14 protein-coding genes are annotated in these 12,064 nt (G+C 45.1%); 7 read left to right on the forward strand and 7 right to left on the reverse strand.

Annotated elements, in window-relative coordinates; all coding sequences use genetic code 11:
* Positions 1-783: a Uma2 family endonuclease gene (locus tag H6F77_RS23140; RefSeq protein ID WP_190491257.1), complete on the forward strand. Its 783-nt coding sequence runs from the start codon at positions 1-3 to the stop codon at positions 781-783.
* Between the two features lie 81 nt (positions 784-864).
* On the opposite strand, the gene H6F77_RS23145 is transcribed toward H6F77_RS23140, so the two are convergent.
* Positions 865-2,148, reverse strand: a complete 1,284-nt coding sequence (locus H6F77_RS23145) for an aspartate aminotransferase family protein (protein ID WP_190491258.1) — start codon at positions 2,146-2,148, stop codon at positions 865-867.
* A 346-nt stretch (positions 2,149-2,494) separates the two neighbouring features.
* Between H6F77_RS23145 and H6F77_RS23150 the strand changes: the two genes are divergently transcribed.
* Entirely contained in the window at positions 2,495-3,595 is a 1,101-nt protein-coding gene (locus H6F77_RS23150; protein WP_514131600.1) for a potassium channel family protein, read from the forward strand.
* A 245-nt stretch (positions 3,596-3,840) separates the two neighbouring features.
* Here the strand turns inward: H6F77_RS23150 and H6F77_RS23155 are convergent, their stop codons facing one another.
* The 4 genes from H6F77_RS23155 to H6F77_RS23170 all read right to left on the reverse strand — a co-directional run bounded on the left by H6F77_RS23155 (position 3,841) and on the right by H6F77_RS23170 (position 8,156).
* On the reverse strand, positions 3,841-4,398 hold the full coding sequence (locus H6F77_RS23155; RefSeq protein ID WP_199321510.1) for a vWA domain-containing protein: 558 nt from the start codon (positions 4,396-4,398) through the stop codon (positions 3,841-3,843).
* A 140-nt stretch (positions 4,399-4,538) separates the two neighbouring features.
* Positions 4,539-6,752 (reverse strand): Piwi domain-containing protein, encoded by a 2,214-nt coding sequence (locus tag H6F77_RS23160; protein WP_190491260.1) that lies wholly within the window; start codon positions 6,750-6,752, stop codon positions 4,539-4,541.
* On the reverse strand, positions 6,749-7,570 hold the full coding sequence (locus tag H6F77_RS23165) for a PD-(D/E)XK nuclease family protein (protein ID WP_190491261.1): 822 nt from the start codon (positions 7,568-7,570) through the stop codon (positions 6,749-6,751). The genes H6F77_RS23160 and H6F77_RS23165 overlap by 4 nt, the downstream gene beginning before the upstream one ends.
* 4 nt (positions 7,571-7,574) lie before the next feature.
* Positions 7,575-8,156 carry a methylmalonic aciduria and homocystinuria type D protein gene (locus H6F77_RS23170; protein ID WP_190491262.1) on the reverse strand — a complete coding sequence of 194 codons (582 nt, stop codon included), beginning with the start codon at positions 8,154-8,156 and terminating at the stop codon, positions 7,575-7,577.
* A gap of 153 nt (positions 8,157-8,309) precedes the next feature.
* Between H6F77_RS23170 and H6F77_RS23175 the strand changes: the two genes are divergently transcribed.
* Both H6F77_RS23175 and H6F77_RS23180 read left to right on the forward strand, forming a co-directional pair.
* Positions 8,310-8,663 carry a helix-turn-helix domain-containing protein gene (locus H6F77_RS23175; RefSeq protein WP_190491263.1) on the forward strand — a complete coding sequence of 118 codons (354 nt, stop codon included), beginning with the start codon at positions 8,310-8,312 and terminating at the stop codon, positions 8,661-8,663.
* Positions 8,660-9,349, forward strand: a complete 690-nt coding sequence (locus H6F77_RS23180; protein ID WP_190491264.1) for an ImmA/IrrE family metallo-endopeptidase — start codon at positions 8,660-8,662, stop codon at positions 9,347-9,349. Before H6F77_RS23175 ends, H6F77_RS23180 begins: the two co-directional genes overlap by 4 nt.
* 65 nt (positions 9,350-9,414) lie before the next feature.
* Here H6F77_RS23180 and H6F77_RS23185 read toward each other — a convergent pair whose 3' ends face one another.
* Together H6F77_RS23185 and H6F77_RS23190 are read right to left on the reverse strand one after the other, a co-directional pair.
* Positions 9,415-9,621, reverse strand: coding sequence for a glycogen debranching protein (locus tag H6F77_RS23185; RefSeq protein ID WP_190491265.1), 207 nt, complete (start codon positions 9,619-9,621; stop codon positions 9,415-9,417).
* A 199-nt stretch (positions 9,622-9,820) separates the two neighbouring features.
* Positions 9,821-10,069, reverse strand: a complete 249-nt coding sequence (locus tag H6F77_RS23190; protein ID WP_190491266.1) for a hypothetical protein — start codon at positions 10,067-10,069, stop codon at positions 9,821-9,823.
* A 26-nt stretch (positions 10,070-10,095) separates the two neighbouring features.
* Between H6F77_RS23190 and H6F77_RS23195 the strand changes: the two genes are divergently transcribed.
* The 3 genes from H6F77_RS23195 to H6F77_RS23205 all read left to right on the forward strand — a co-directional run.
* Positions 10,096-10,266 (forward strand): hypothetical protein, encoded by a 171-nt coding sequence (locus H6F77_RS23195; protein WP_190491267.1) that lies wholly within the window; start codon positions 10,096-10,098, stop codon positions 10,264-10,266.
* Positions 10,267-10,336: 70 nt separating this feature from the next.
* Positions 10,337-11,332 (forward strand): ABC transporter substrate-binding protein, encoded by a 996-nt coding sequence (locus H6F77_RS23200; RefSeq protein WP_190491268.1) that lies wholly within the window; start codon positions 10,337-10,339, stop codon positions 11,330-11,332.
* A gap of 67 nt (positions 11,333-11,399) precedes the next feature.
* Positions 11,400-12,064: ABC transporter substrate-binding protein (locus H6F77_RS23205; RefSeq protein ID WP_190491269.1), on the forward strand; the 665-nt coding region annotated here is incomplete at its 3' end.

Here is a 12,064-nt window from a genome sequence, read left to right on the forward strand (position 1 = left end):
ATGTTAGCAAGTCTGGGCAAATACACTATCACCTGGGAAAAATTACCGGATGATTTTATCTTAGATGACGAGCCTGTGGAAAGTATTGACCAACCTTTAATAGCAGCTGCCTTGCGCGAAATTTTGGAACTAGCGGGGCTGCTTCATTCAGAGAGATTAGTGGCATCTAACCTCGGCATCTGCGCTACGTTAGACGGCAAGCTAGTTATCAAAGCACCCGATTGGTTTTATGTTAGCAGCGTGTTGCCAATTTCCCCCCAAGAAGTCCGCCGCAGTTACACCCCAAATTTAGAAGGGGAAATTCCCGCAATAGTGATGGAGTTTTTATCAGCCACAGATGCAGGGGAATACTCTAGCAAACAAACTTATCCACCAGGCAAGTGGTTTTTTTACGAGCAAATCTTGCAAGTGCCAATATACGCCATTTTTGATGCGATCGCAGGAGAAATGGAAGTATATCAATTAAATTCAGGACGTTATCAACTGCAACGCCCCAATGCAGATGGACGTTACTGGATAGATCGAGTCGGCTTATTCCTCGGCATCTGGCAGGGCACTAAAGGACAACGCACGGGATACTGGTTGCGGTGGTGGGATGAATCTGGACAAATGTTGTTGTGGGGGGAAGAGTTAGTCGAGCAGGAGCGACAGTTGAGAGACCAGGAGCGACAAGCTAAAGAAGCAGCTCTACAACAAGTTGAACAGGAGCGACAAGCCAAAGAAGCAGCTCTACAACAGGTGGAGGAATTGGCAGCACAGTTGAGGGCTTTGGGTGGAAATTAATAGTAAGTAAAAAGGCAAAAGAAAAGAGAAAAAAACTCTTTCTTTTGCCCTCATTTCCAGGCGGGAGCTTGGGAATGCTTTTTACTTTGTCGCAGTCGCCATTGCTTTTTCAACAGCTACCAAAGCTTTGTCTATCTCTTGAGCTGTAACAATTAGCGGTGGGACAAATCTGACGACTTTCGGGCCAGCCGGGACGAGTAGCAAACCCTCGGCTATGGTATTTTTAACAACATCAGCTGAAGTCAGTTCGATGTCTGCTTTCAACTCCATGCCGTTAATTAAACCCCAGCCGCGAACTTCAGCAATTTGGTTAGGATATTTGGAGGCGATCGCTCTCAAACCTGCCCTCAATTGCTCTCCCCGTTCTTGCACGTTTTGCAGCAGCTTTTCTTGCTCCAAAGTCTGACACACAGTTAACGCCACAGCACATGCAAAGGGATTCCCCCCAAACGTACTGGCATGATCTCCCGGCTGGAAAACATCGCACTTGGACTTGCACAAGGTAGCGCCAATCGGGATACCGCCGCCCAAGCCTTTAGCAGAAGTGAAGATATCCGGCTCAATCCCTAAATTTTCGTATCCCCAGTATTTGCCACTGCGACCCATACCGACTTGCACTTCATCTAATATCAGCAGGATGCCAGTCTCGTCGCAAAGTTTCCGCAACTGTTGGAAGTATTCCACATCGCCGGGACGGACGCCGCCTTCTCCCTGCAAGGCTTCCAGCATGATAGCAGCAACACCATGTTCGCCATCATCTAGTTCAGCGATCGCATTCTTTACCGCTTCAAAATCGTTATAAGGAACGTAATGAAAACCAGGCATTAAGGGGTCGAAGTTCTTTTGATACTTCGGTTGACCCGTTGCGGTAATCGTCGCTAAAGTGCGTCCGTGAAAGCTGGCGTGAGCTGTCAAAATTATCGGCTTTTCTATCCCTTTAACCGTGTGTGCGTACTTCCGGGCAAGTTTAATTGCCCCTTCGTTCGCCTCAGCACCAGAGTTGCAGAAAAATGCTCTATCTGCACAGGAATGGTCAATCAACCATTTTGCCAATTCCCCTTGCACGGGAATGTAGTACAGGTTAGAAACATGGTGCAAGGTTTGGATTTGGCGCGTTACTGTTTCCACCATTGCGGGGTGAGCGTGTCCCAAGGTGCAAGTGGCAATCCCAGCCACAAAATCCAGGTATTCGCGCCCCTCAGTGTCCCACAGGTTACAACCTGCACCCCTCTCTATGGCAATGGGGTAGCGCCCGTAGGTGGTCATCACAGAACTGTTAAAGCCAGATTCGTTATACGGTGCAGACACTACTGGCCCTGACTCTGCTGGGATTGTGGGATCTTGAACAAGAGCTTCTAGACTCATCGATTAGTGCTAATGAATTTTTTATGGTTATTTTGCATCTTAATAGGAATTTCCCAAAAGTTCTGTCTTATTTGAATCCCTAATTTTCAATCCCTAATAGGGATTTTTAGTTCAACCACCTTTGATGCGTTCTCAGGCTACCACAGGCAAGAGTGAATTTTGTATAAATCCGATAAACAATTGCTATAAAATCCTGACAAAACAGCAATAGGCAAGGGTAATATAGACTGCCCGGTTACTGTTTTAGTGACTATAACTTTGTATAACCGTTAGATTGGTTGACTTGCTCCGCCAATAGGCTGCTTGGGAGATGTTGGGGTGGTACAAGTTATGGTGTCAGTGGGAATTGTCAGCAAATCTATACAAGATGCGATCGCAGCTAGTTTACTCGACCCTTGAACAAAAATATCGACGACTAAGAAAAGAGCTGATTGGCGGTGCGATTGGCTTTGGTTGCGTCATGCTAATTGGGACGCTGTGGTATCGGCTGGTTGAGGGATGGCATTGGTTGGACTCCCTTTATATGACAGTGATCACCCTGGCAACTGTCGGGTATGGAGAAACTCAACCTCTGGGCGATCGCGGTCGCTTGTTTACCATTACCCTAATTTTGATGGGCGTTGTCAGCATCGGCTACATCGTCAATCGGTTTACAGAAGCTTTAATTCAAGGCTATTTTCAAGAAGGCGGACGACTGAGGCAGCGACGGCGATTGGTGGAATCTTTAAACGAACACTACATTCTTTGTGGATTTGGGCGCACTGGGCGTCAAATTGCCCTGGAATTTCAAGCTGAGGGCATACCTTTTGTGACGATAGACTCCCAAACCCAGCCAGTCGAGGCGGCGCAGGAGTTCGGTTATATTGCCGTGCAAGGCGATGCTACTCTGGATGAAACCCTGCACAGGGTAGGAATCGATCGGGCGATTTGTTTGGTGGCGGCGCTACCTTCGGATGCGGAAAATCTCTACACGGTGCTTTCTGCAAAAACGCTGAATCCAAACATTAGAGCGATCGCCCGCGCCAGTACTGAAGAAGCTTTGCAGAAGCTGCAACGTGCTGGCGCTGATGCTGTTGTATCTCCCTACATTACTGGCGGTAGGCGCATGGCGGCGGCTGCTCTTAGACCCCAGGTGATGGATTTTGTGGATGGAATTCTCACTGGTACCGACAGGGCTTTTTACATGGAGGAGTTCCTGATCGATCCTCAAGCCTGTCCTGCTGTGGGGCAAACGCTGAGGGATGCACGGTTGCGATCGCAATCGGGTGCCCTCGTTCTAGCGATTCGTCGCGCTGATGGTACGCTCATCGGTGGCCCCACTGGTGAAACTCAATTAATGGCGGGAGATTTGCTAATCTGCATGGGCACGGCTGAACAACTGCGGCAACTCTCCCAAATTCTCATACCCATTCGTTCCAAAGGGCTGCGGAAGCCCAAGCATTCTTAGAAGAATGCAACAGTTAGTCGGAAATCGGAAAATGATAAATTATGAATACTGAAGGTTTTATACTCGATTATTCATAATTTATAGTATCGTTCTTGCCACTTACTAATATAATTTTCATCAATCCTAAAACTGATTTCGCGGGCGTCGTGATGCTATTCTAATACCGCTGTAGCAACAGACCTATAAGGCAGCAAAATATTAGAGGCGATCGCGCCTATTAAAATAGCTTCGCTTTGTGACAATTTTCAATCAAAAATAGCTTTTTGCAGAACTTCGGTAATAGTCATATTTTCCATCTCATCAAGAGTAAGCGTATCGCAGATGTCATAAGATGCGCCAATTCCTTGTAATTGGTCATCTAGAGATTTGAGGAATTGAGTAACCTTGGGATCTGACCCCACTTGGATAAACGAAATTCCCAGTTCCTCAGCATTTTCCATGCGGCGAGTGGCTCTAAGAATTACATCAGTAACAGCCATGCGATCGCTTGGTAAACCATCAGTCAGCACTAAAAGCGTCTCTCCTTCCTGCTTTGTCTTGCCAACAGACTTGCGCTGAAAATAGTTATTAAAGGCATCTTGCAAAACTACAGCCATCTGACTTGTGCCACCAGGCTGATTTTCATTAAAAATTTCGGGTACTTGAATAGATTTAACATTGTCATAGCGCTTAAATTCACTGGAAAATATATAGACAGTCAGCCCATCATCGTCAAATTTCTCGCAGGTTGTAGCTAAAGCTAGAGTAGATTCCTGAAGTATTTCCCACCTGTTTTTACCACCAGCTTGGTCTTGGGTAGACATACTGGTGCTAGCGTCGATGATTAAGGTGTAATCGCGGTTTTTCACTAAAGTGTCCTCCGTTATAGCGCCTACTGTACGTCCAGTCTACTAGCAATTCAAACAGTGGGGCGATCGCTCGGATTGAGCAGGAAATGCGATCGCTATAACCAGAATTGGCGATCGCCCTCCATCACACTCGGATAAATTCCGTTTAACCGTAGATAAGCCATGCGGTCAGATCCAAACAATGGCATTGGCAAGCGAGGCGTCTGTAGCGCTCCATGATGTAGTAGTGTCAGTTTAAGAGTGGTTTCTACAATACTTTCAATAGATGCTTGATGTCCTTCTGTGCGTACCGTCAACCGCAGGGGACGAGCCAGACCAATTTTTTCAGAAACCTTAGTTGTCACCACAACCGCTTCGCGAGAGGACAAACGAAGCGCCAACCCTTTTTCCGGTGCTGCCACAACTTTCTGATTCAGGTTGTACAGTCGGGGAATACAAGACTTGCGACACTCCACAAGAATAAACTTAGAGCCAATAGCGTTTGCCCATTTTATTAAATGCTGGACTTCATTACCACAAAAAGAGCCATCCCGGTAAATTAGAACAGTTTTGCCTCTCAGTTCAGATGCCGGGAGCAATGTCTCTAGAAGTCTTTGAGGGATTTCTTCACCTACAATTAAAGCATCTTCGATCCGGTAGTGTATAAACTTACCTTGTCTATCATAGAGACGCACACTGGCACAGGCATTAACCGTTCCGGGCAACCTTTCCTTTAACTCTCTGGCAACATCCAACCCAATGAAATAGTCAGCAATCTCTAACGGTTCATCCAGAATAAAAGGTAAATTTCCCAGCTTGGCCAGCATCCCTGGAATCACCTGATTTAGGATGTTTTTCCATTGGTCAACGCGGCTGAGGGTATCGGCATAAATTACTTGGCTGGCTATCTTGCGTCGAAGCAACCGTGAGTAGACCCAATAATATAGACTGCCGCCCTCGTCTTTATCAGTTTGGCGATCGCTTTGTGGTAAAAACGTCAAAACGATGTCAGGTGGCACCTCCATTAATGCATCCACAGATCTCTCTACTTCTGCTCTGGCATCAGCCCCAATCAATTTATTGACTACCACCATTTTTCTATAAACAATGTCACTTTTAAATCCATATTTTTTCAGACGTTTCTTAACTTCCTCTAGAAAAGCGTTTACACTCAAATCGCAAAGTTTCACAGCGGCAATGCGAATCACTCTTGATGCATCGCTATAATCACTGTGACGGCGATAAACACCACCGCCACCCTGCACAGACAGTCCATTTAGGACATCACCTCTTTTGCCTATGAAGTTTTTTCCAAAACGTAGGGGTATTTCCTCCAGCGGAACCGACGGTTGCCAGAATAGCCCTGGATACTGACGGCTGTTGACACTACGCTCCACTTGAATTCCATAAGCACCTAGAGCCTTTTCAGCAGTTTGTTTGTAGGAAGCTAAGAGGTTTGTTCTGTCTTTGTAGAAAATCTTGGTTGCCTTGAGCAACTTTCCATAATCCACCTCAAATCGTTCAGCTGTTTCCGCTGTAACGCAGGGTCGCAGAGCTGCCATCGCATAGTGACGTTGATCTCTATTCTTGAACTGTACATTGACTAGAGGTTGGTCGTCTGCGGCGTTCTTGAGTGCTTGTTTGCTGCTTTCACGGGTTGCCTTGTTGATTAGTTTTTCTCTGTGTTCCCCTACAGTTCCCGCCAGCTGGGTGATAGTACCGTAACTCCCCAATTCAATATCTCGAACTTTCAGATCCTTCAAAAGCGTTTGAGGGTTCTGCCGATAGGGATGATTTTGATAGAACTCTTCTAAATTGCCCCAGTAGAGCATACTGCTATGAACCGTTAAAGTCAGAGCAGGGTGTAACTCTCCATTTAGTTCGATAGGTTCTGCCCAAAAATCCGGTTCTCGCCTGACTTCAACCTCCTTTTCGGACAAAACAACTGGATACAAGAATTTAGTTTTTCTCAATACCTGAAAAGCAAGCTGTGCCTGGAGAGAAGGTGTCAACTGTCGCTGGCGCACCAATTGGATTGAGTAGTAGCGATCGCGAAAGTCTGCCAATCCTTCTTGAACATCTGCCAGTATATCTTTCCACTCTGCTAGGGAGGGCATGGGGATATCGGGCATCCCCAGAGCATAGAAATATGGCTCATTCCAGATAACAACTATCCAGGGTAAGTTGCGACTGAGATGAAAGCTCAAGCGGTTTCCATCCTTACGCTCAATTTCAGGAGTTAGTCGAAAACAAGCTAAATTTGGTTTGGCGATGGTTAGCGGGAAAATCTCGCTCAAAAATGTGGGAGTTTGGGTAACTTGATTAGTCATGCAGTCACAGGGAATACAGAAAATTCACAAAGAGAATTGAACAGGCAGTATTGGCAGTTAAAGCCAGGATTTGGTGGAAAAATTTGGCTGAACTCAGTTGGGTTTTGCCGATAACGCCTCAAATCTTTCTGATGCTGCTGGGCTATTATTGCCAGTTCTATCTGAATGGCATTTAGTTGAGCAGCAGTGGCAGAGATTGGCTCAGACCACTTACCGGATTCCAAGTTATAGAATGACGCAACAGCTGGTTGCTGTGGGTAGAGATATTTAGCTGCTAGCAGGTAAACAAATCCCTGTCGCCGATCAAAATCAGTTTTCCCTGTCTTGAAATCTAAAATATGCAGTGTGCCGTCTGGCTCTCTAAAAATGCAGTCAATCGCTGCATATAGATTCAACAAATAATTACCATATCGGATAAGAATCGGTTCTGGAAACCCCTCATCTCCTCTACTCAGCAGGATGATGTTCTTCCCCAATAAAATGGGCCTTTCGTGGTAGTTTTTGAGTATTTTAATAACTCGCTCCTGAACTTCAGCTGACTCCTGGCCTAGTTTCAGAATCTCTGCTACTCGTTCCACACCGTCCAATCGGTGCAACAGCTGGGTATCTTTATGAAATTCGCAGACGCCTCTTTGGGCTAAATGACCAATCCGTTGCCATGTGGTGTCTTGCTCCAAGAGAGCTTTAACAGATGGTTCTTTCTGACGAGCCTTTTGAAAACCCCGCTTCATATCACAATGCCAGCGCTCTTGCCCTACAGCTGGAGCGAAAAGAAGCCACAAATTATAACTGGCAAACGGTCGCCAAGGTGTTCTCATGGGTTTAAACTCCAGAAATGGATAGTTGCAAATCGGTTTTTGGCTGCTTCCAACCATGTACAGCCGCTAGTCTTTTTAAGACTGGCTTAATAACTGACGGGGAAGCAGAAGACATTAGGATGCTGGGGTAAACAGCACTGCCCCAGTTGGGGTGATTTAATATAGAGCAGTTGCCTGTGGTGACTGGTAAGCCTAGTAAGGCTTTGACCACAGCTGCATCATCGTGGGGAATTTCTCCTGGACGTGAAAGCCAAGGATAACCATTGCGAGGATCAATTAGGTCAGCCAAGAATCCTTGGTCACGAAGATGGGATACCACAGCGCAGCCGAAGCGCATAAACTTCTCTCGCAATCTGTCTTTCTCCCTCTCAACATAAACAGCAGTCTCCGCCAATGGGAATCGGGATTGCTGCAATACAACAACAACCCAAGCAACAGGTAAAGTCCAATCTGGTACGATCTGCTCTAGGTTGTTCAAGATAAACAAACTGGGCATATGAATCGTCATCTGAACTGCCTGTCCGCTTTCTGTAACCCGCTCCATTGGCGAATTTGGTTGGCAGATATAAAGTTTTGAAGATCTCATAAGATTTCTTTGTTATATGGCTAACTCTGTTCTGTACATAATATCCACATAATCGATGTAAAATGAGGTATTCATGTTGCTTCTTTGGTCAACTGAATTGGTATTTATTTGCTTAGTCTTAGAATGATTTATATGTAATTAAAACTAAAATATATGCAGCAGTCTTTTGGTCAGCTTATCCGTCAAGCCCGTAAAAATAAGGGATACAGTCAGCGCGATCTAGCGAAGCTAATACCTGTAGATTTCACGTACTTGTCTAAACTAGAAAACAACCGCGCTGCTCGTCCTAGCGAGGAATTTATTCGGTCGTTAGCACCGCACCTAGATCTGGACGAAGAGGAGTTGATTTTCCTCGCGGGTCGTATCCCCGAACGTGACGAGGATTTTCTCAAGAAAAATTATCAAGCGATGCCTGCTTTGTTCCGTCGAATGCAGGAAAATCCTGATTTTGCTCAAAAAGTCTTTCAGGAAGCTACACAACCAGAAGATGAGGAGGAGCAAAATTGAGTGTAATCAAGCCGCATAGATTTTATTCCAAAGAAGAAATTGAGAATCGGGCTAATGACCTTCTCATGCGTATGCAGGAAACGCCTAATTTCCCTCCCAAATGGCCTTTAGATGCTAGTCGTGTGGCTGACTTTCTGGATCTAGCTATTGTTTGGGACATCATACCGACTGACGAAGAAGCGCCGATAGCGGCTAGGATTTTCCCCCTAGAACATCTAATCGAGATAAATGAAGATATTCTGAAACTGTCTGAAGGTTATGCAGCATCGACAATCGCCCATGAAATTGGACATTGGGTACTTCACATTAACCAAGATGAAGCTGATAGTTTTGTAGAACAGATGGCTCTGGGTCTAGTACGCGGTACTGAGGCAACTGTACAGCCATTCTTGTGCCGCAGTGCTAGCGATCGCATTTATAAGAGTAATGCTAACAATCAGATTGATTGGAGAGAATGGCAAGCTCAATATTTCGCCAGTTGCTTACTGATGCCTCGGTATATTTTGGAAAATAAAAGAAAGGGACGCGATCTAACAAACTGGCGTCACCTCTACGCAATGGCAGAGGATCTGGGTGTAACAATATCTAATCTCAAAAATCGTCTACAAGACCTGGGTTGGATTCACATACCTAAAGATTCTCGCCAAATTTATTTGGGTAGTGCTGCACCCAGTCGGAACAAATAGGCGTTTGGGTAGAGCGCGATCGCGCTCTTTACCCAAACCTATTTAAAGAGAACCCATATTGATAATTAATCCAGCTTCAGGGAATTAACTGGCACTTCATCCCAAGAATCTACAGTCCGCAGTCTGGCAATCCAACCCGACTCCTTTTGGAAATCGGTTAAGTTCTTTTCGTATGACTCGTGGCAATCTTTTGCCTGCTGTTCATCACAACAGGCAATACAAGCATGAATCATACCAGACGGATCGATCTGTTCGTTTACCCAAATAGTCATGGATCATTCCCCCTGAACTTTAAATGCTTGAACTTATTCAGTAATTTTTACTTATTATCAACTAACAACTTACTATAAGCCGATTGGCAGGTGGAGCGGACTAAATATAAAACCCTCACCTCTAGAGTGCGCTCAAGCTTATAAGAAGGCTCTTCGGTTGATTATGTAAGTATCTACTTATATTAAGTCTCCTTGACAACTATTCTTCTATACAGATTTTCGGGTAGACGTGATAGTTAACTTGTGTAACCGCTCGATGGGTTAGATCCTCGACAGAAAAGGGAACTCTAAGTAGAGTACGGATGCTATCTACCCAACTTTGCACGCCCGCCACAGAAAAAGTAGCTAAGTGGTTGGACAGCGCCTTCAGCCAGAAGCGCAGGAGTTGAGAATCGCCCTTTGTGGAGCTTGTTATTAGGTCAACTGTTGAAAGCCAGCATAGCTCCACATCAATTCCAAAATCAGCAGGTTAGCATGAAATCTCGACTCCTAAACTTTGTGTCCCTTTTCTTGTGCAGCATTGTGCTTGTCACCGCCTGCAATGGCACGCCAAATGTAACATCGCATGAGCCGCCACCGCTGCAAATTGTCTACAGTCTGTGGCTTGAGTATTTTCCAATAGCGATCGCGAAGGAAAAAGAGTAACTTTCGTAGAGCTTTTTGTCAGCTCGACATAAACTACCATAATTCGAGTTCAATCACAAAATCCGCTTGTATGAAATCTATAGTTTCGCGCTTCTTATCTATTTTTTTGCTAACTATTTTGTTAGTTACCGCCTGCAATAACCCAAAAAATACTCCTCTTCAAAGCGAGCCTTTAAGAGTCGGTTATAATCTTTGGCCTGGGACATTTCCAGTGGCGATCGCTCAGGAAAAGGGCTTTTTTACCCAGCAAGGAGTGAACGTTGAAACCAGCTATACCGTAAACTACCTAAAATCAGTATCTGACTTTGTTTCAGGCCAATCTGACGGAATTTTCATAGTCTTAGGTAGCCTCATAGGATTGGTTGAAAAAATTCCAGATGTGCAGATGGTTCTAGCATCAGATGAATCAGCAGGTGCAGACGTTGTATTGGCAGTGCCTACTATTAAGAAAGTTGCTGACTTGAAAGGCAAGCGGATCGGTGTCAAGTTAGGCGATTACGGAGAACTATTTGTCACAAAGTTCTTAGAACAAAACGGTTTAAACACCAATGAAGTCTCGCTTGTCAATGTCGAAGGGGAAGCAATTCCAGCACACTTTAAAAGTGGCGATATACAAGCCGGACAAACTTGGGAACCTTATGTAACTGAAGCAATTAAAGGGAAAGCGCGGGTGCTATTTACCAGCGAGCAAACTCCCGGTTTGATGCCTAGTGTACTTGTGTTTCGCAGCAAGATAATCCGCGATCGCCCAGATGAAGTTAAGGCATTTATCAAAGCATGGTTCCAAGCTCAAGATTACTGGAAAGCCAATCCAGAGGAGAGCAAGATAGCGATCGCTAAAGTTCTCAATATTAAACCAAACGAGATTTCTACTGAGGGCATCAAGTTGTACACCTTACAAGACAATTTAAAGGCTTTTACTCCAGGTTCTACAACAGAGTCCTTGTACCATACCTCCAAATTGTATGCCGATTTCTCGATTCGCACAGGAGGATTAAGTGCAGCGCCAGACATTAAAAAAATGATTAATCCGTACTTTTTGCAGCAGTTACAAAAGGTAAATTAATCGCCAAGGACTTTCAACATCAATTGCGAAAACTAAAACCAGCCTAATTGATAATTTTTAACTCAGTATGATATCTGGAATTATACGCTTGTTGTCTCTTTGTTGGCTCAGCATTTTGCTAGCCACAGCCTGTAATGGCACAACATCTGTCACTTCCAAACCTGAGCATCCGCCGTTGCAAATTGCAGCCAGCGTGTGGGCTGGATATTTTCCGATGGCGATCGCTCACGAAAAAGGTTTCTTCCAAGAGCAAGGGGTGAAAGTCAAACCCGTCTATATCCAAAACTTTTTAGAGTCGGTGTCTGAGTTCGCTGCTGGAAAATATGATGGAGTCGCCATCACAGTAAGTAGCCTGATGAGCATTATTGGGAAAAACCCAGATGTGCAGATTGCGATGGCAACTGACGAATCGGCTGGTTCGGACTCAATTGTAGTTCGCCCGGATGTTAAAAGTGTCGCTGACTTGAAGGGCAAGCGCCTCGGAGTCAGGTTAGGCGATGGAGAATTATTTGTTATCGAAATGATCCAGAAACATGGTTTGACTACCGATAATGTAACCCTAGTCAACGTAGAAGGAGAAGCGGTTCCAGCACGTTTTAAGAGCGGTGATATTCAAGCGGGACATACTTGGGAACCATACCTATCGGAAGTAACTAAATCTGGAGGGCGAGTCTTATTCACCAGTAAGGATACACCCGGTTTAATTTCGACTGTAATCGTGTTTCGCACCTC

The organism is Microcoleus sp. FACHB-831, from assembly GCF_014695585.1.
In the GTDB taxonomy this organism is placed as follows: domain Bacteria; phylum Cyanobacteriota; class Cyanobacteriia; order Cyanobacteriales; family FACHB-T130; genus FACHB-831.